The organism is Saccharopolyspora sp. NPDC002376 (assembly GCF_053593195.1).
Map to the genome: position 1 here is coordinate 24,655 of NZ_JBSFBZ010000028.1, position 19,011 is coordinate 43,665.

The 19,011-nt window shown below is 70.9% G+C and carries 16 protein-coding genes; 9 read left to right on the plus strand and 7 right to left on the minus strand.

Going from position 1 to position 19,011, the window contains the following annotated elements:
- Window positions 1-25: 25 nt before the first annotated feature.
- Genes ACWCO2_RS19695 through ACWCO2_RS19710 form a run of 4 tightly spaced genes read left to right on the plus strand, consistent with a single transcriptional unit; the run spans window position 26 to window position 3,656 of the window.
- On the plus strand, window positions 26-460 hold the full coding sequence (locus ACWCO2_RS19695; RefSeq protein WP_450129181.1) for a CBS domain-containing protein: 435 nt from the start codon (window positions 26-28) through the stop codon (window positions 458-460).
- Complete coding sequence (locus ACWCO2_RS19700) at window positions 457-1,401, plus strand: nitroreductase family protein (RefSeq protein ID WP_450129182.1); 945 nt, start codon at window positions 457-459, stop codon at window positions 1,399-1,401. Before ACWCO2_RS19695 ends, ACWCO2_RS19700 begins: the two co-directional genes overlap by 4 nt.
- A 31-nt stretch (window positions 1,402-1,432) precedes the next feature.
- Window positions 1,433-2,302 (plus strand): universal stress protein, encoded by an 870-nt coding sequence (locus ACWCO2_RS19705; protein WP_450129183.1) that lies wholly within the window; start codon window positions 1,433-1,435, stop codon window positions 2,300-2,302.
- The gene (locus tag ACWCO2_RS19710; protein ID WP_450129184.1) at window positions 2,274-3,656 is read left to right on the plus strand and encodes a nicotinate phosphoribosyltransferase; all 1,383 of its coding nucleotides are present in this window, start codon (window positions 2,274-2,276) and stop codon (window positions 3,654-3,656) included. The genes ACWCO2_RS19705 and ACWCO2_RS19710 overlap by 29 nt, the downstream gene beginning before the upstream one ends.
- Window positions 3,657-3,674: 18 nt before the next feature.
- On the opposite strand, the gene ACWCO2_RS19715 is transcribed toward ACWCO2_RS19710, so the two are convergent.
- Window positions 3,675-4,670: an Acg family FMN-binding oxidoreductase gene (locus ACWCO2_RS19715; protein ID WP_450129185.1), complete on the minus strand. Its 996-nt coding sequence runs from the start codon at window positions 4,668-4,670 to the stop codon at window positions 3,675-3,677.
- A 173-nt stretch (window positions 4,671-4,843) separates the two neighbouring features.
- Between ACWCO2_RS19715 and ACWCO2_RS19720 the strand changes: the two genes are divergently transcribed.
- Window positions 4,844-5,731, plus strand: a complete 888-nt coding sequence (locus ACWCO2_RS19720) for a universal stress protein (protein ID WP_450129186.1) — start codon at window positions 4,844-4,846, stop codon at window positions 5,729-5,731.
- 4 nt (window positions 5,732-5,735) lie between these two features.
- On the opposite strand, the gene ACWCO2_RS19725 is transcribed toward ACWCO2_RS19720, so the two are convergent.
- Together ACWCO2_RS19725 and ACWCO2_RS19730 are read right to left on the minus strand one after the other, a co-directional pair.
- A complete protein-coding gene (locus ACWCO2_RS19725) occupies window positions 5,736-6,557 on the minus strand; it encodes a universal stress protein (protein ID WP_450129187.1) in 822 nt (273 codons plus the stop codon).
- A gap of 10 nt (window positions 6,558-6,567) precedes the next feature.
- On the minus strand, window positions 6,568-7,392 hold the full coding sequence (locus ACWCO2_RS19730; protein ID WP_450129188.1) for a universal stress protein: 825 nt from the start codon (window positions 7,390-7,392) through the stop codon (window positions 6,568-6,570).
- 251 nt (window positions 7,393-7,643) lie between these two features.
- On the opposite strand from ACWCO2_RS19730, the gene ACWCO2_RS19735 reads away from it, so the two are divergent.
- Together ACWCO2_RS19735 and ACWCO2_RS19740 are read left to right on the plus strand one after the other, a co-directional pair.
- Window positions 7,644-7,910: a DUF3040 domain-containing protein gene (locus ACWCO2_RS19735; RefSeq protein WP_450129189.1), complete on the plus strand. Its 267-nt coding sequence runs from the start codon at window positions 7,644-7,646 to the stop codon at window positions 7,908-7,910.
- A 14-nt stretch (window positions 7,911-7,924) separates the two neighbouring features.
- Entirely contained in the window at window positions 7,925-8,194 is a 270-nt protein-coding gene (locus ACWCO2_RS19740) for a DUF1876 domain-containing protein (protein ID WP_450129190.1), read from the plus strand.
- A 24-nt stretch (window positions 8,195-8,218) separates the two neighbouring features.
- On the opposite strand, the gene ACWCO2_RS19745 is transcribed toward ACWCO2_RS19740, so the two are convergent.
- The 4 genes from ACWCO2_RS19745 to ACWCO2_RS19760 all read right to left on the minus strand — a co-directional run bounded on the left by ACWCO2_RS19745 (window position 8,219) and on the right by ACWCO2_RS19760 (window position 15,591).
- Window positions 8,219-10,642 (minus strand): glycoside hydrolase family 65 protein, encoded by a 2,424-nt coding sequence (locus tag ACWCO2_RS19745; protein ID WP_450129191.1) that lies wholly within the window; start codon window positions 10,640-10,642, stop codon window positions 8,219-8,221.
- A complete protein-coding gene (gene otsB, locus ACWCO2_RS19750; protein WP_450129192.1) occupies window positions 10,639-12,195 on the minus strand; it encodes a trehalose-phosphatase in 1,557 nt (518 codons plus the stop codon). The genes ACWCO2_RS19745 and otsB overlap by 4 nt, the downstream gene beginning before the upstream one ends.
- A gap of 66 nt (window positions 12,196-12,261) precedes the next feature.
- Window positions 12,262-13,527, minus strand: coding sequence for an MgtC/SapB family protein (locus ACWCO2_RS19755; RefSeq protein ID WP_450129193.1), 1,266 nt, complete (start codon window positions 13,525-13,527; stop codon window positions 12,262-12,264).
- Window positions 13,528-13,536: 9 nt separating this feature from the next.
- Window positions 13,537-15,591 (minus strand): NAD(+) synthase, encoded by a 2,055-nt coding sequence (locus ACWCO2_RS19760; RefSeq protein ID WP_450129194.1) that lies wholly within the window; start codon window positions 15,589-15,591, stop codon window positions 13,537-13,539.
- A 160-nt stretch (window positions 15,592-15,751) separates the two neighbouring features.
- Between ACWCO2_RS19760 and ACWCO2_RS19765 the strand changes: the two genes are divergently transcribed.
- Window positions 15,752-18,472, plus strand: coding sequence for a cation-translocating P-type ATPase (locus ACWCO2_RS19765; RefSeq protein WP_450129195.1), 2,721 nt, complete (start codon window positions 15,752-15,754; stop codon window positions 18,470-18,472).
- Window positions 18,473-18,551: 79 nt separating this feature from the next.
- Window positions 18,552-18,998 carry a hypothetical protein gene (locus ACWCO2_RS19770; protein ID WP_450129196.1) on the plus strand — a complete coding sequence of 149 codons (447 nt, stop codon included), beginning with the start codon at window positions 18,552-18,554 and terminating at the stop codon, window positions 18,996-18,998.
- Window positions 18,999-19,011 lie beyond the last annotated feature (13 nt).

Genomic DNA, 19,011 nt, shown 5'->3' on the forward strand with positions numbered 1-19,011 from the left:
CGAGGCGCAGCCTTCGAGGTGGAACATGACCGATCGAACGAGCTCGCTGGACCTCGCGAGCACTCCTGTTGTCGCCGTCCGGCCCGAACTGGACGCGATGGCCGCGTTGTACGAGATGTACGCGCGGGACGTCCACCACCTCGCCGTGGTCGCCGATGACGACACGACGGGGCTGGTCAGCGCGGCAGATCTGCTGCGGGGCATCGCCGCCCGGTACCCGAAGGCGGTGGTGGCCGTCGGCTCGTTGTGCGTGGTGCCCGGGCCGAGGGTCGAGGCAACCGACGGCATCGAGGTGGCCGCGCAGCGCATGATCGATGCGCGCACCGACGCGGTCCTGGTGATGCGGAACGGACGTGTTTGCGGAGTGCTCACGGCGGTTGATCTCGTCCGCAGCATCGCCCAGGGCTGTGCAGCGCCGCACGAGCCCGTGGACGTCGAGGCTGAAGGGGGAGGCAGATGAGTGCTGTCCCAGGCGACACCGGGGGCCACCGCGGGTTGGGTGAGTGGTCGGCGGAGGAAACGGCGATCATCGACCGCGCGGTCCGCAGCGCGCCCTCGGTGCGCAACAGCCGGCCGTGGTCGCTCGAGCTGTGCGACCGGACTGCGGAGTTGCGCGAACGACCGACTCCGGTGGCCCAGCACGATCCCGAAGGCCGGGACCGGCGGATCTCCTGCGGCGCGGCGTTGGCGAACCTGGTGCTGGCGATTCGTGGTCTGGGATGGGCCGTGGAGGAGACGTTCGGTTCCGACGCGGGCCTGGTGATCGCCGAGGTCGCCGCAACCGAGCGCGCCGAGCCGAGCGAGGTGGAGCGCCGTCGCTTCGAGACGGTGCTGGACCGCCGGAGCCACCGGGAGGCCTTCGACGACCCGGCGCTTCCGGAGAACATCCGGGAAGCGCTGTTGGACGCCGCCACGGCCTCCGGTGTTGCGGGGCGTTGGATTTCCGGTGCTGACGAGACCCTGGCCGTCGCGAGGTTGTTGACCTACGCGGCGCGCGTCTTCCGCGACAACGCCGCGTACCAGCGAGAGCTGTCGTCGTGGACGACATCGGCCGGGGACGTGCCTAGCAACGGGGTCGGTGAGCGGGGACTGGCGGCGGTCGGGCTGACCACCGGCCGCACCCACCTGCCCGACGAGTCCGCGCTGGCGGCGCGCATGCAGCGGGAAGCGGTGCTCGTCGTGGGAGTTCAGGTCGACGGTCAGGTGAACCAGGTCCGCGCGGGTGCCGCCGTGGAACAGGCGTGGCTGGAGGCGACCGGCCGTGGACTGGCCGCTTCCGTCATGACGCAGCCGCTGCACCTGGAAGAAGTGCGATCCGATCTGGCGGCCGCGCTCGGATTCACCGGGATGCCGCAGGTGTTGATGCGATTCGGGCGTCCCGCCGGCTCCGGGCGTCGATGACCGCTCTGAGCCGGCGGGCTGGGGAGGGCGAATGCGACGCGTGCTCGCAGGAATCGACGGGTCCGAGGAGTCGGTGACCGCTGGGATGTGGGCGGCGGCCGAAGCGGCACTGCGCGGTGCGCCGTTGTGGTTGGTGACCGTGGAGGACTCGGTCACCTCGCAGGCCTGGGCCGTGGTGCGCAGCGCCGTCGAGCATTGTCGCCGCGACTACCGCGGTCTCGAGGTGACCGGAGCCGTGGTTTCCGGTTTCGCCGCGGATGCGCTGGTCCAGCAGTCCGCCGACGCGCAGCTGCTGGTCGTGGGCTCGCGCGGCCGCGGGGCCGTGGCCGAGACGCTGCTCGGGTCGGTGAGCCGGGTGGTGGCGGAACGGTCGAGCTGCCCGGTGGTGGTCGTGCCGCAGCGCAGGACCAGTTTCGCGCTGGGCCCGGTGGTGCTCGGGGTGACGGACCTGGCCTACCGGGCGGATGCCGTCCCGTTCGCCTTCGCCGAGGCCGCGATCCGGCGTACCTCGTTGCTCGCGGTGCACGTGTGGCAACCGGTCGTTGGTAGGCATTCCCTGACGAGGAGCGCAGTTCCGGAATGCTCCACAGTGGAGCAAGTGCGCAGCGGAGTGGGCGAGTCCCTCACCGGTTGGACGACCAGGTACCCGGAAGTGCAGCTCGGCATCGACGTTCGCTGCGGCGATCCGGCCGCCGAGCTGAGCCGTGCTGCGGCGTCGGCGCAGCTGCTGGTCCTCGGGCACCGCAGCACGACGATCGGCTTCGGTTCGGTGGCCCACGGCGCCCTGCACCGCGCGGACTGCCCGGTGGCCATCGTCGGCGAAACCCACCACGGCGAGGACGTCGCCTTCTACCGGGGACGGAGGAACGCAGGTGAACGAGACGCGGAACCGGCTCCCTGACGACCGTCCCGCACGCGCCATGGCCGGGTTGTGCACCGATCTCTACGAGATCCGGATGGCGGTCAGCTACCTGCGCCGAGGCATGTGCGGCCCGGCCACGTTCAGCCTGTTCGTCCGGAAGCTGCCGCGCGAGCGGGGTTTCCTGGTGGCCGCTGGGCTGGCCGACTGCCTGGACTTCTTGCAGGACCTGCACTTCGGCGATGCGGAACTGGCCTACCTGGGAGAGGTCGTGGGCCTGCGGCAGGCCGATCTGGCCGCGCTGGGGCGACTGCGGTTCACCGGTGAGGTGTGGGCGGTTCCGGAAGGTCGGGTGGTCTTCGCCGGTGAGCCGCTCCTGGAGGTCACCGCACCGCTTCCGGAGGCGCAGCTGGTGGAGACCGCGATGCTGAGCTTCGCGACGTTCCAGACGGCAGTGGCGTCCAAAGCCGCGCGGTGCCACCTCGCCGTTCCGCAGGCGGACCTGATCGACTTCGCCGCTCGGCGCACGCACGGTCTGGAAGCGGCGCGTGCGGTCGCGCGTGCGTCGGCCATCGCCGGGTTCGCGGGCACCAGCTACGTGGCAGCGGCGCGCGAGTTCGGGCTCCTGGCCACCGGCACGATGGCGCACTCCTACGTCGAGGCCTTCCCCGACGAGCGCTCTGCATTCCGCGCTTTCGCAGCCGATTTCCCCGATATAGCGGTGTTCCTGGTCGACACCTACGACACCGCTCGAGGGGTGCGCACTGCGATCGAGGTCGCCCGGGAGCTTCCCGCGCGCAGCGAAGTCGGCATTCGGTTGGACTCCGGGGATCTCGGTGCGCTGGCGGTCGAAGCCCGTCGGATGTTCGACGACGCGGGGATGACGCGCGCCCGGATCATGGCCAGCGGTGGCCTGGACGAACACGCGTTGGCCGACCTCGCGGCGGCGCCGATCGACATCTTCGGCGTCGGCACCCGCATGGGCGTTTCCGCGGACGCGCCGTCCCTGGACAGCGCCTTCAAACTGGTGGAGTACGAGGGATCTCCCGTGATGAAGCTGTCCGCGGGCAAGCGGACCGCGCCCGCCGCCAAACAGGTCTACCGCGGCGAGCCCGGACAGCCCGATCTGCTCGCCCTGCGCGCGGAAGTACCCCCGGCCGGTCGCGAGCCGCTCCTGCGCCCGGTCATGCGCGGTGGCGAACCGGTGGGCGAGCTCGATCCGGTCGCGGTGGCCCGTGGTCGGTTCGAACACGACCTGCGGTGGCTGCCCGGAGCAGCACGTTCGCTCACCGATCCCGCGCCGGTCGAGGTGCGCTGGTCCCCGGCACTGGCCAGGCTCACCGAGGAGGTGCAGGACTCGCTCAAAGCGAAGTACGGGCTCAGCCGCGTGCCGTGAGGGCTCTCCGCGCGGTGGTCAGTCCTCTGCCGGCCCGTTGATGAGCAGAGCAGCGGGTTCGCGGCGCGGCGAAGCGGTGGTCGCGGTCCCGTGCCCGATACGCAGCAGCGCCTGCGGTGCGGCATGCCTGCCGACCAGGTCGTGGACCGCTTGACGGGTTTCCGGCACTTCGAGTACCTGGGAGATCATCGAAGCCGCTAGCCCCCGCGCGGTCGCGGTCAACCACAACCGCTGCAAGGCCTGCCCGGACTGCAGTTCGGCCTCCTGATCGGCGGTGCGGCTGCACAGCAGCACCAGCAGCGGGTGGGATTCGAACTTCGTCCCCGACGCGCGTTCGCCCCGCCCGGCGGTGAAATCGCGGTTCACCCACTGGTCCTGGGGCCCCGGCTTGGGCCCGGCCGCCGACAACGGCACGCCTTCGGAGCTGTCCTCGCCGCGGCCGATCCACGCCGCCAGCTCGGCCTGGAACCGCTCGTCGGCCATCTGCACGCGGTGCGCCCGGTGCACCAGTCCTTCGAGCTCACCCAGTTGACCGGGTTGAACCAGGTGCAACCAGGTGTGCTCCTCTTGCGCAGCACGGGCGAGCAGGTGCCGGTCCTCGGTCGAGACCGGAGTGTTCTGGAACGGCTGCCGATGGCTGTGCCGCTGGGGGATCGCTTCGTACAGCTTCACGTCGTCGGGGCGCGGAGGCTCGTGCCCGCCGCTGCGGATCTCCGCCAGCGCGGTAGCGGTGCCCAGGTAGGGCAGCAGGGTCACCAGCGGGTGGATTCCCGCCTGCGCCAAGGCGAGTCGGAGGTTGAACAGGGCGGCCCCGCAGGCCAACCGCAGTTCCCGGTCCTCCGGGTCGGCCGCCGGCAGCCGGTGCTTCGGGTCCGAGTGCAGTTCGATCAGGTGCGGCATGATCCGGAACCGCCACGGCTGGCTGTTGTGCAGCGACGGCGCCATCCCGGCGAGCCGGACGACCTGTTCGACCTGACCGGGCGTCAGACCGAAAGCGGCGGAGAACGCTGACATCCGCACCTCCTGGTTCGCAGGCTGGATGTCGTCACCATGCCTGCTGCGCACGCGTGCGGGCAGGGCCCAACGGCCCCGGCTCGAGCAGCACGAGTGACGAAGTGCTCTGATCCCGCACCGGCCGGTTGCCGCAGCCTGGACCCGGTGCAGCGGTGCGGGAGGGGGCGTTCGGGATGGCGAAGAGCGGACGCAAACCGGTGGTGGTGGGCTACGACCTGTCGGCACCGTCCCGCCGAGCGGTGTGGTGGGCGGCCCGCGAGGCGTCCAGCCGCCGTTTGCCGTTGCAGCTGGTGCACGTGCTGACCTGGCCGTTCGAGGACCACGTCCCGATCGTCGTGCCGGGCGAGGGCGATGTGCTGGAGCCCTTGCGGGATCTGCTGCGGCGGGAACTCGGTGCGCTCGTCGCAGGCTGCCGGGAGATCGACGCGGACCTCGAGGTGCGCGACGAGCTGCTGTTCGGGGACCCGGCCGAGACGTTGGCGGAGTTGGCGGGCGACGCCGAGCTCCTGGTGCTGGGCGGGCCGCGCATCGAGGTGGAGATGGGTGTGCTGGGTTCGACGTCGGCGGAGCTGCTGACCCGCCGCACCGGGGCTCCGGTGGTGGTCGTGAGAGGTGTGCGCGAGCAGTCCGATTCCCACCCCGTCGTGGTGGGTGTGGACGGGTCGGCGGCGAGTCGGAAGGCCATCGGATTCGCCTACGATTTCGCCTCGCGCCACGGAAGCGCGCTGGTCGCGGTGCACGCGTGGAGCGACCTGCCGCTGGATCCGTTCACCAGGGTGGAGCGCTGGGAGCTTCCGTGGGGCGAGGTGCGGGAAGAAGCCATGGAAGTGCTCGCCTCGTGCCTGGCCGGCTGGCGCGAGCACTACCCCGACGTCGGGGTCCGGCGCGCGGTCAGCCCGGAGAAGCCCGCGGATGCCCTGCTCCGGGAAGGGCAGGACGCGGCACTGGTCGTGGTGGGCAGCCACGGCAGGGGACTCATCCGCCGCGCACTGCTGGGCTCGGTGAGCCACGCGGTCGTCAACCGGGCCCAATGCCCGGTCGCAGTGCTACGCGCCGGGTGAGCAGTCAAGAATCCGCCGCTGCGTTGCGGACGACGGCCACCGGGCACGGAGCGTGGTGCAGCACGCCCGCCGCGACCGAACCGAGGAACAGACCGTCGAAGCCACCGCCGCCGCGGTGCCCCACGACGAGCAAGCGCGCATCGCGGGCGGCGTCGGTCAACGCGGCCACCGGGTGTCCGTGTCGCACGACTTCGCGGACCGCGATCTCCGGGTGCTTCTCGCGCAGGTCCGCGGTTTCCTGGTTCAGCGACAGACTGATGTTGCGCTCGACCTCGTCGCGGTCGGTGGGTGAGAGCGGCGCGGCGAGCAGCGCTTCCTCGTGCCACACCTGGAGCACGACCAGATCCGCCCCGAGCCGGGTTGCGGCGGCGAACGCGAATTCCAGTGCGACGCGGCCGCACCGCGAACTGTCCACACCGACCACCACCGGGCCCACGGTCACCGGGATGTCCTTGCGCACGACGACCACCGGACAAGCAGCGCGGGTGGCGACGCCGAGGCTCACCCCACCCAGCAGCGCGTTGGCGAAACCACTCAGCCCACGAGCTCCCAGGACCACGAGCTCTGCTGCGGCGCTCTGGCGCAACAGCGCCTCCACGGGATGCCCGGGTAGGACTTCCGAGGTCACCTCCAACTGAGGGTGGTTGGTGCGGCACTTCGCCTCGGTCCGGCGCACGGTGTCTTCGGCGTGCTCAGCGCGCGCCGGGTCGTCGTTGGCGATCACGACGTGCAGCGGGGCGTGCCGGCGATCGGCTTCCTCCGCTGCCCATTCGGCCGCGCGGGCCGAACTGTCCGAACCGTCGACACCCACCACGACAGCAGACATGGCGAACTCCTCAGTCTTTCGCGTCTCGGACCACGGCGACCGGGCACTGCGCGCGGTTCAGCACTCCCATCGCCACCGAGCCCAGCAGGAGCCCGGCGAACCCGCCACGACCGCGGTGCCCGACGACCAGCAGACGTGCTTCCTCGCTCGAGGCGGCAAGTTCGGCCACCGGGTGCCCTCGCTGCGCGATCCTGCGTACCGGCACGTTCGGGTAGGCCTCGGTGCAGCCGGACAGCTGCTCGGCGAGGCCGCGCAGCGTTTCGTCGCGCAGCTCGACTAGCTCGTGCTCCAGAGGAGGCACGATCGGTGCTGGCTCCACGTACTCCCACACCTGCATGGCCACGAGTTCGCACTCGTACCGGGCCGCGGCATCCAGCGCGTACCGCAGCGCGGCACGGCTGTGCGGGGAGTTGTCCAGTCCGACCACGACCGGACCGGTGCGGGGGTTCTGGCGGACGACCACGACCGGGCACCGCGCGTGCGCGGCCACCTTGGCGCTGACCGAGCCCAGCAGGGTCGCGGCTAGGGCGCTGCGCCCGCGCGAGCCGACCGCGATCAGCTCCGCGCTGTCAGAGAGCTGGACCAGGACCTCCGCGGGGTCGCCATGAGCGACCTTCGACGCCGCTTCCACGTCCGACCGCTGGGCGGCGAACCGGTTCGCGACCGGGCCGACGGTCTCCCACGCTTCGTCGTCGGCCAGCCGATCGCTGGTCACCATCACGAACTGCACCTGCGCGGCGTGCCGGAGTCCGGCCTCTTCGGCAGCCCACTCGGCGGCTGCCAGCGATTCCGGGGAGCCGTCCACCCCGATGACCACGTGTCCACCTGACTGCATGCCGACCCCCGCTGCCGACGAACTGGGTGCCACCTCGGGTACCCGGACCGGCGCCGGCAGACGGGGCCGTTGGACTCTGACGTCGAGAACTGCGCGCGGTTCACCGTGGGATGTCGATCCGAGTGGTGGGGGAGTGGGGATGCGGAAGCGGGTTCGCCCGATCGCCGGGTCCATCGGCTCTGTTGGGTCTGCTCGTCGGCTCGGGATGCTTTTGTCGCAAGGTTCTCGCGCTCGTCGGCTTGGAGGTTCCCATGCTGCGGCGTCACGAACGACGTCTTTTCGACGCGATCGAGCGGCGGTTGCGCTCCGAAGACCCGGAGTTCTCGCGCAGGATGGCTCAAGCCCACTCGGTGGTGCGCGTCCTGGCGTGGTTCACGCTGGCCCGGGCGCTCGGTGCGGTGGCGGCCTTCCTCGCCCTGGTTTCCCTCTCCTTGGGAGAAGCCGCGGCGTTCCTGGTGTCCGGGGTCCTCGCCGCAGCGCTGTTCGCGTGCTCCGGGCGGCAGGTCCGATCGGAGTGACGAGGAGGTGCGCGATGCTGGAGACAGAGCGCTGGTCGGTCGACATCGACCTCACGGAGGAGGACGACCGCACGTTCGCGAAAGCGCGGTTGCGCACGCGGGATGCGACCGATCTGCAAGGCAAGGGGGTGGCCAAGCGCAATCCCGACGACACCAACGTGCCGGAGATCGGCGCCGAGCTGGCTGCGGCACGCGCGTTGTTCGAGCTGGCCCACCACCTGCTGCGCGCGGCGGCGACGGATGTGGAACAGCTGACCGGAGAACCAGCGCACCTGCACAGCTGACGCCAAGGCCTCAGGGACGGGTTTTCAGGCGGCGTCGCCCTTCCAGGGCTGTTGTTCGAGCGAGAACCGCGCGGTCTCGCCGGGGCCGAGCTGGACGGTCCGGGAACCGCAGGCGCAGGTGATGGGTTGGCGGGCAGGTCCGGGCGCGGTTCGCACGGTCGCGGTGCGGCCGGTGACGGTGATGCTCAGGGGCTGGCCGCGGTAGCGGATGGTCAGCTCCAGATCGCCGAGTTCGGTCGGCCACAGCGGGTTGAGGCGCAGCGCGCCCTCGCGGACTTCGATGCCGGCGAAGCAGCGCTGCAGCAGATCGACGCCACCAGCCATGGCGGCCAGGTGGATGCCTTCGCTGGTGGTGCCGCGCTGGGTGTCGTGGATGTCGGCGGCGAGCACGTGGTCGAAGAACTCCAGTGCCCGGTGCCGGCGGCTGCGGGCGAGAACCCAGGCGTGCACCACCGCGCTGAGGGTCGAGCCGTGGCTGGTGCGCTGCAGGTAGTACTGGATGTTGTTCGGGATGGTGTCGGCGGGCATCGGATACCCGAGACCGCCGAGCAGTTCGGCCAGCTCGTCGGCCGACAGCAGGTAGAACAGCATCAGCACGTCGGCCTGCTTGGACGCCTGGTAGCGGTTCGGGTCGTCGCCCTCCGCCTCCAGGATGCGGTCCAGGCGCTGGATGTCGCCGTAGCGCTGCCGGTAGGCCGCCCAGTCGAGCTCGGCGAGCTGGTCGTAGCCCTCGAACTGGCTGATGATGCCGTCCCCGTGGAAGGGCACGTACATCCGTTGCGCGATCCGCTTCCACCGGTCGATCTCGCCGTGCCGCAGGTCGAGCTGCTCGACGAGCTCGTGATGCCGCTCGGCGGGCAGCTCGCGCAGGACCTGCGCGGCGGTGCGGCACAGCCAGACCGTCATGACGTTGGTGTAGGCGTTGTTGTCGATGCCGGGACGCTCCTGCCCGGGGTATCCCGTGTGGTACTCGTCCGGGCCGACCACGCCGCGGATGACGTAGCGGTCCCGGCTGCGGTCGTAGTGGGTCAGCGCGGCGAAGAACCGGGTGATCTCCAGCAGCACCTCCGCGCCGAACTCGCTGAGGAACTCGTCGTCGCCGGTGGCCAGGTGGTAGTGGCGGATGCTGTGCGCGATGGCGATGCCGACGTGGCGCTGCAGGTAGGTGTGGTCGGGCAACCAGCGACCCGAGCGCGGGTTGAGGTGCACCCGCTGGCTCTCCTCGCGACCGTTGCTGCCGCTCTGCCACGGGAACATCGCCCCGGACAGCCCGGCTTCCGCGGCCGCGCGGCGCGCTCGGTCGAGCCTGCGGTAGCGGTACATCAGCAGCGATCGGGCCAGCAGCGGGCGGCGCAGGGTGAGGGTGGGCAGCACGAACTGCTCGTCCCAGAACACGTGCCCGCGGTAGGCCTCGCCGTGCAGCCCGCGCGCGGGCACGCCGACGTCGAGATCGCTGCTGTTGGGCGAGATCGTCTGCAGCAGGTGGAACAGGTTCAGCCGCGCCGCCCGCTGCGCGTCCTCGCTCATCGACAGTCCGCAGTGGAATTCGCGGTGCAGCCGGGACCACGCCAGGGCGTGCGACCGGCACAGCTCGTCGAAGCCCGGAGCGCAGCGCACTCCGTCCACGGCTTCGACGACCGGTTCGGTCGAGGCGGCGTCCCGCGAGGCGTGCACCGAGGCGATCTTCTCGACGCGGACTTCGGACTTCTGTCCGAAGTGGACCGTGATGTCGTGGATGATCAGGTCGTTCTGCTGGATCAACGAGCGTTCGGCGTCGACCGGTTCGCCGCCCGCGAACACCTGTGCGCGTGCGGCTTCGGCGACGCGAACGCGGGACTGGGACGTCCGCGCGTGCAGCACCACGGTGTCCGAAGTGGACTCGAAAGTGCGGTGGTCGGTGAGGTGCTGGGAGTTGAGCGGGCGGTAGCGGTCGACACCGCCGTTGGTCACGCGCCCGTCGATGCCGCAGCGGAACGTGACGTTCCCGGACCAGTCCTCGGCGACCAACGTGGTGTCCAGGCCGGCGAGGTGCTGCTCGGCCATGTGCACGAAACGGCGCTGCACGACCCTGGTGGTGCGCCCCCGCTCGTCGCGGAAGCGCAGGCGGCGCACCAGGATCGCGCGCTCGAGGTCCAGCTCCTGCTCGTGGTCGAGCACGTCGACCCGCGCCAGGTCGAACCACGGACCGTCGTCGATCCGGAAGGTCAGCAGCAGCCAGTTCGGCATGTTGACCAGCGATTCGTCCTCCACCTCCCGGTCGGCGACCTCGGTGGTGAGCCGGTTGTAGCAGCCCGCGACGTAGGTTCCCGGGTAATGCACGTCGTCGGCCGTGGATTCCGGTGCGGCACCTCGGGTGGCGAAGTAGCCGTTCCCGAGCGCGCACAGGGCTTCGCGGCGCCCCTCGTCGTCGGGATCGAAGCCCTGGAAACCGAACTGCCAGGAACTCATGCCGCTTCCGGCGGTGCGATGCGGGACAGCAGCTCGATCAGCGGACGCGTGCCGGCGACGCTGCAGTGCGCCCAGGTCAGGCGGTTGCCGTGCTCGGCGCTGAGGACGACGATGCCGAGACCGTCGTCGTGGATCTCGCGCAGCGCGTCCTCGTCGGTGTAGTCGTCTCCGGCGAAGACCGGCACCAGCTCGGTCAGCCCGCTGCGCTCCAGCAGCCAGCGCAGCGCCCGGCCCTTGTTCCAGTCGATGTCGGGCAGCAGCTCGACCACCTTGCGGCCGTGGGCGACCCGCAAGCCGGGGAGTTCCGAACCGACCTGCCGCACGGCGGTGATCACCCGGTCCACTTCGTCCGGGCGGACGTTGCGGTAGTGCGCGGCGAGCGCGAACCGCTTGCGGTCGACCAGCGCCCCGGCCACCGGTTCCAGTGCATCGGACAGGCGTTGCTCGGCCACGTCGAGATCGGGCAGCGCGGCTTCACCCGCCTCCTGCGCGACCGGCTCGTCGTTGGGGCCGACCAGCTCGAACCCGTGGCTTCCCGCGTACCACAGGCCCTCGAGCCGCACCCTGCTGCGCACGTCGCTGAGGTCGCGACCGCTGATCACCGCCACCGGGCAGTGGCGGACGAGGTCCTGCAGCGCGGACCGGGTCCGCACCGACAGCGAGACCTCCGCCGGATCCTTGCGGATCGGTGCGAGGGTGCCGTCGAAGTCCAGCAGCACCACCGGGCGGCGACCTCGCAGCCGGGCGACGATCTCGTCCCAGTGCTCGAGCCCGTCGGGGACCTCGGACAGCCGCCGCTGCTCGGACGCCGCGACGGTGACGTCGGCCAGGCTGGACACCACCACGTCCGCCCCGGCGTCGACCAGCCGGCTCGGCAGACCTGTGCGGGAGACGCCGATGACCAGCGCGAAGCCGCCGACGCGGGCAGCCGCCACACCTGCTTCGGCGTCCTCCACCACCGCTGCACGCGACGGTGGGGTGCCCAGTCGGCGAGCGGCTTCGAGGAAGAGGGCGGGATCGGGCTTGCCGGGCAGCTGGAGCTCCGCTGCGACCACGCCGTCGACGCGGACGCCGAACAAGTGGCCGATGCCGGCTCGCTCGAGCACGCGGGCGCAGTTGCGGCTCGCGGAGATCACGGCCGTCCGGATGCCGTGGTGGTGCAGCGATTCGACGAGCGCGATGGCGTCGTCGAACACTTCGGCGCCTTGCGCGTCGAGAGCGGCCAGGAAATGCGCGTCCTGGAGCTTTCCCAGGCCGTGGGCGGTTTCATCCCCGGCTTCGTCGCCGACATCGCCGCGGGGCAGCCAGATCCCGCGGGAGCGTAGGAAGTCCAGCACACCATCGACGCGAGACTTGCCGTCGACGTGGTGGAGGTAGTCGCCGTCGGTGAATGGGCGGTGGTCCTCCGACGGGTTCGGGGCGCGCTTGGCCAGGTACTGGTCGAACAGGCCCTGCCACGCCGCGGAGTGCAGCCGCGCCGTGTTTGTCAGCACCCCGTCCATGTCGAACAGCACTGCGCGGTGGAGGTTCGGATCGATGCTGGTTGCGACCATGGCGGCTCCACACCCGGAATCGGCGTGCTCGCGGAGTACCCACATCCGCTCGCTCCTACCGGGCGGTCAGCCGGTCACGACGATCCCGACGGCGACCGCGGCCGCGGGAAGCAGGAGCAGCGCCGCCAGCCGGAGCGCGAAGCGCGGCCCACCGGACACTGCTGCGAGGACGAGTTTGATCAGCGTGTTGCTCAGCAGCGCTGCGCTGACGCCGAGCACAGCGGTGTGCATCGGGATGACGGTGCCGGCCAGCGATGCTGCGGCGACCGCCGCGGTGTGGGTGTCGGCCAGCCCGCCCACGAACGCCGCGGCGATCACGCCCTGCGGACCGATCAGGTCGGCCGCTGCGCGCGTGGCCAGCAGGAGCAGCACCAGGAGCAGCGCCAGCGACAGCGTGATTCGCAGCGAGAGCGGTCGTTGGAACGCGGAGCGCGGCCTTTCCCCGCCTCCGCCGTTCTGGCTGGAGTCCTGGTCGGCGGAGCGGGCGAAGCGGAGGAGCAAGCCGGCTTCGACGAGCAGAACCAGGGAACCGGCGACCGCCGCGGGGACGAGCCGGACGGCGACCTGGGGGTTGGCCACGGCGGTCAGCAGGACGAGCTGCACCAGGGTGGCCACGCTCGCGGCGAGCACCGCGGGCAGGACTGCTGTCCGCACGCCGCGATCGGTGCGCCTGGCCAGCACGACGGTGGTGGCTGAGGCGGACACGAACCCTCCCAGGAATCCGACGACCAGCAGTCCGTGGCGCTCTCCGAGCTCGCGCACGGCCACGTACCCGGCCCAGCCGATGACGGTGATCGCGATGACCAGCAACCAGATCCGGGACGGGTTGAGCGCGCCGTAGGGGCCGAGCGGCTGGTCCGGCAGCAGCGGGTAGATCACGAACGCCACCACGAACAGGCGGATCGCATCGCCGATGTCCTGGTCGCTGATCAGCCGCGTCGCGAACCGGTGCAGCGGGCGCTTGGCGGCCAGCAGCGCGACGACACCGACGGCGATCGGCACCGCCCAGGTCGGCTGCGTCCAGGCCAGGGCGCCGAGCAGCACGGTGGCGATGGCCGCGACTTCGGTGGTCGCGCCCAGATCCGCGCCTTCGGTCCGCGCGGTCAGCACGTACCAGGCGATGACCAGCGCGCTCGTCACGCCGAGGGTGGCGATCAGCACCGCCGGGCCGATGGCCGCGGCGACCGCCCCGGCCACACCCAGCAGCGAGAACGTCCGCGAGCCCGCCGGGCGCACCGGCTGCCCGGCGGTGCTGTGCTCGCGCTCCAAGCCCAGCATCAGCCCGATCGCCAGCGCGGTGGCGAAGTGCAGCAGGGCGGTCGTGGTGTCCACCGGGCACCTTCAGCCGGGGACGTTGCGGTCCAGCTCGTCGAGCCAGGTGCGGGCGGTCGCGTCGCTGGGGGCGCGCCAGTCGCCGCGAGGTGACAGCGCGCCACCGGAGCCGACTTTGGGGCCGTTGGGCAGTGCGGAGCGCTTGAACTGGCTGCTCCGGACGAACCGGTGCAGGAACACGGCCAGCCAGTGCTTGATGGTGGGCAGGTCGTACTCGTTGCGCTCGTCCGGCGAGATCAGCGGCGGCCAGCTGCCCCGGTCTCGATCGCCCCACGCGTGGTGCGCGAGGTAGGCGATGCGGCTGGGGCGGTAGCCGAAGCGCAGCAGGTGGTAGAGGTGGAAGTCCTGCAACTCGTAGGGGCCGATGACCGACTCCGAGCTCTGCTCCGGTTGACCCGTTCCCGGCCGTTCGGCGGGGACGAGTTCCGGTGAGATCACCGTGTCCACTATGGACCTCAGGGTTTCGGCGGCGGTACCGCTGAACTGCCCGGTGTCGATGCTCCAGCGGATAAGGTGCCGGACCAGGGTCTTGGGCACCGAGGCGTTGACGTTGTAGTGCGACATGTGGTCGCCGACCCCGTAGGTGCTCCAGCCCAGCGCGATCTCGCTGAGGTCACCGGTGCCCACCACGAGGGCGCCGTGCTGGTTGGCCAGCCGGAACAGGTGGGACGTGCGCTCGCCGGCCTGCACGTTCTCGTAGGTGATGTCGTGGACGGGTTCGCCGCGCGCCGCCGGGTGGTCGAGGTCGCGCAGCATCTGCGTCGCCGACGGGCGGATGTCGATCTCACCGGGGGTGACCTCCAGCGCGGTCATCAAGCGGTGCGCGTTGCGGCGGGTCCGCTCGCTGGTGGCGAATCCGGGAAGCGAGAACGCGAGGACGTTGCGGCGGGGCAACCCGAGCCGGTCCATGCTCCGCGCGGCCACGATGAGCGCCTGGGTGGAGTCCAGTCCGCCGGAAACGCCGATCACGACCTTGTCGCCGCCGGTCGCAGCCAGTCGCCGGGTCAGACCTTGGGTCTGGATGTGGTAGATCTCCCGGCACCGCTCGCCCAAGGTCTCCGGATCGGAGGGCACGTACGGGAACCGCGGCACTTCGCGGCGCAGCACGACGGAGTTCGCCGGTGCGGCGAGGTCGAGGTGCACGCGGCGAAGGGCGCGCACGTGGTCCTGGTGGTCGTGCGCGGCGTCGGCGAAGCTGGTCATCCGCATCCGGTCCTGCACCAGCCGTTCCAGATCGACATCGGCGGTGACCAACTGCGCTTCGAGGCTGAAGCGGTCGCTCTCGGCCAGTTCCGCGCCGTTCTCGTGGATCAGCGCGTGCCCGTCCCACGCCAGATCCGTGGTGGACTCGCCGGGACCGGCCGCGGCGTAGAGGTACGCGGCGATGCAGCGCGCCGAGTGCGCGGCGCACAACTGGCGCCGGTAGTCGGCCTTGGCGATGGTGATGTTGCTGGCCGAGAGGTTGACCAGCACGTGGGCTCCGGCCAGCGCGGCCCAGGTGCTGGGCGGCACCGGCACCCAGAGGTCCTCGCAGATCTCGACGTGGAAGGTGAACCCGGGCAGCCGCGGCGCGTCGAACAGCAGGTCGTTGCCGAACGGCACGTCGTCGCCGAACAAGGTCACGTGCCCGCAGAGGGCATCGCGCGCGGCGGCGAAGTAGCGCTTCTCGTAGAACTCCCGGTAGGTGGGCAGGTAGCTCTTGGGGACCACACCGGCGACCGCACCTCGGTGGATCACCACCCCGCAGTTGAACAGCCGATCGCCGAAGCGCAGCGGCGCACCTACCACGAGCACGCTGTCCAGTTCGCCGCTGGCCGACACCACCCGGCAGAGCCCGGACAGCACGGTGTCCAGCAGCGCGTCCTGGTGGACGAGGTCGTCGATGCTGTAGGAGGACAGGCCGAGCTCGGGGAAGAGCGCGAGCACCGCGTGGTCGGCGGCCGCCCGTCGTGCCAGCTCGATGGTGCGGTCGGCGTTGAGCTCGGGATCGGCGCCGCCGACCACGGGTACGCCCACGGCGACCCGCGCGAAACCGTGCCGGTACAGCGATTCGAATCCAGCCATCACGGACACCCCGGTGTGCGGTTGCACTGAGGTCTTCCAGTCTCGCCCAGCGCGGTGGATACGCCAGGTGGTGTGGTGGCGTTCGGCTCTGGTGTGCGCAGGGGTGCTTGCGAGCATGGATGCGGGGCTGGGTTCGTCGAGCGCAGTTGGTCGGGAATTGATGAAGAGCCAGCACGATTCGTGGGTGCGGCCGCCTGATCTGGATCCCGAGGAGGCCGCGCAGCTGCTCTTGCGCGACCTGCGCAGCTCGCGCAGGGGGTTGACGAGCGCGGAAGCGCAGCGCCGCCTAGTGCAGTACGGGCGGAACGAGCTGCAACGGCGGGGCGGGCTGCGGTGGCCGGGGGAGCTGGCACGCCAGTTCACCCACCCACTGGCGCTGCTGCTGTGGCTGGCTACGGCTCTGCTCTGGATCGTGGGTTCGCAGGTCGTCGCGGCGGCGGTGCTCCTGATCATCGTGCTCAACGCGGCGTTCGCCTTCGTGCAGGAGGTGGAGGCCGAGCGGGCCGTCGAAGCCCTGGCGAAGTACTTGCCATTGCAGGCCCGGGCGGTGCGCGACGGTTCGCCCCTGCTGGTTGACGCAGCGGAGCTGGTGCCGGGCGACATCGTGGTCGTCCAGGAAGGGGATCGCGTCGCCGCCGACATCCGGCTGCTGGCGGGCTCGGTCGAGGTCGACATGGCGGCGTTGACGGGCGAATCGGTGCCTTCCTTGCGCTCGGCGTCGATGCTCGACGTCGACGTTCCGGTGCTCGCGGCGCACGATCTGGTCTTCAGCGGGACCAACTGCACCGGGGGAGAGGCGCACGGCGTGGTCTACGCGACCGGCGCGCACACCGAGCTGGGGCGGATCGCCGCGCTGTCCGAGCGCGTGGAGCAGGAGCTGAGTCCGCTGGAGCGGCAGGTTCGCCGGGTGGCGTGGTTGATCGCAGCGGTGTCGGTGGCGCTGGTCCTGGCGTTCATCCCGTTGGCCACGTTCGGTGCGCACTTGTCGATGGTCAATTCGCTCGTCTTCGCCGCGGGACTGCTGGCCGGGATGGTGCCGGAGGGGCTGCTGCCGGTCATCACGCTCGCTCTGGCCGTCGCGGTGCGTGCCCTGGCCTCGTCGTACGGGGCGTTGGTGAAGCGGCTGTCCGCAGTGGAAACCCTGGGCTCGACCGATGTCATCTGCACCGACAAGACCGGAACGCTGACCGAGAACAGGATGCACCCCACCGCGGTCTGGACGGCTGCCGGTCAGCTCGACCTCAACACGGGCCGACCGGAGCCCGACTCCGCGGTGCGGGCCGTGGGCCGCGTCGCCGCGGCGTGCAACAACGCCCGGTTGTCCGACGGCGAGCAGCCAAGCGGGGATCCGACCGAGGTCGCGCTCCTCGAGGCGGCACGCGAGGTGGGGGTGAACACCGCGGTGGCCGAGCGCGAAGCGATGCGCCGCTGGCAGTTCCACTTCGACCCCGAGCTGAAGCTCATGTCGACCATCGACGTGCACGACGGCGGTCTGGCCGTGCACGCCAAGGGCGCACCGGAAGCGCTCGTCCCGCTGTGCACCTCCTGGCTGGACGAACGGGGGAGCGAAGTCCCGCTCGACTCCGCCGAGCGATCCCGCATCACAGGTCAGGTCGATCGGTTCGCCTCCGACGGACTTCGGGTCCTGGCGCTGGCGCAGCGCGCGCTGCCGGCTGGGAAGCGGCCGCCGCACCGGCGAAGCGACGCCGAGCGCGAGCTCTGCTTCGTCGGCCTGGTCGCCATGCTGGATCCGCCGCGAGCCGGTGTCGCCGAGGCGGTCGCGCACTGCCGCACGGCCGGTATCCGCATCATCGTGATCACCGGTGACCACCCGAAGACGGCTGTGGCGATCGCGCGCCGCGTGGGCATCACCGGTGAGCACCCTGCGGTCGTCAGCGCCGAGCTGTACGACGTCGAGCTGGACGCCTTGCTGCGCAGCGAACCGGAGGTCATCTTCGCCCGCGCATCCCCGGAAGCGAAGCTGCACGTCGCCAACGCGTTGCGCGAGCAAGGGCACGTGGTCGCCATGACTGGCGACGGGGTCAACGACGCGCCGGCGCTGCACCGAGCCGACATCGGGGTGGCGATGGGGCGTTCCGGCACGGACGTCGCGCGGGAGGCCGCGACGATGGTGCTCACCGACGACAACTTCGCGTCGATCGTCGCCGCGGTCCGCGCTGGTCGGCGGATCTACGACAACGTCCGCAAGTTCATCATCTACATCTTCGCCCACGCCACGCCGGAGACCGTGCCGTTCCTGGTCTTCGCACTCAGCGGCGGTGCGATCCCGCTTCCCCTGACGATCCTGCAGATACTCGCCTTCGACGTGGGCAGCGAGACGCTGCCCGCGCTGGCGCTCAGCCGCGAGCCCGCCGAGCCGGGGATCATGCAGCGGGCGCCCAGACCCCGGGCGGAAGGGGTGATCCGCCCGCCGATGCTCCTGCGCGCGTGGCTTTTCCTCGGACTCGTCGTGGCGGCCATGCAGATGGGCGGCTTCTTCTACGTGCTGGTCAAGGCCGGATGGCACCCCGGCGCCGTCGTCGACCCGGGACAACCGCTGCACCACGCGTACCAGCAGGCGACGACCATGGCCTTCCTCGGCATGATCGCCGGTCAGATCGGCACCGCGTTCGCCGTTCGCACCCAGAGCGCCTCGCTGCGTTCGGTCGGCGTGCTGTCCAACCCCTACCTGCTGGCCGCGATCGTGGGGGAGATCGCCCTCGCCGCCGTCTTTGTCTACGCACCGCCGTTGCAGGTGCTGCTTGGCACCGCGCCGCCCTCGGCCGACGACCTCCTGCTGCTGATCGCCTTCCCCACAGTGGTCTGGGGAGCCGACGAGCTGCGCAAGTACTTCCTCCGTCGCGGCCGGACAGGTGGATGAACGGTGGTCCGAGGAATGCGCAGGAGGGTGGTCTGAGCGACCATCGGTGGGGCGGGGCCGTGTGTGAGGGGGACACGGAATGCTGCGACTTCGCCGTTTCTTCGAGCGCTTCCGCCCGGCGGGCACGCCGGGCGCGGCGGCTCGTCGAGGCGTGCCCGCCGACCGCGTCGCGGAGTTGGCCGCCGAGCTGGCACCGGTGTTCGAACTGCTGGCGGACACCGAGTCCGAGGCGGAGCGGATACGTGCGGCGGGGCGGCAGGCTGCCGCGCTGGTTTGGCAGCGGGCGCGGGAGCAGGCGGACGCGATCGTTGCCGATTCCGGGGCGCGGGCGGCCGAGGCGCGCGCAGCGGTCGTGTCCGAGGCGTACCGGCAGTCCGCGGCGGAATCGGTGCGCACTGCCGCATCGGCGGACCGCGCTGCTGCTGAGTTGAAGGCTCTCGCCCGTGAACGCATGCCGACGATGGCCGAACGAGCCGTAGCTGTGGCCCTGACGGCACTCGGTGAATCACCGGAGAGCACGACATGAGCGCGGCGTGGAG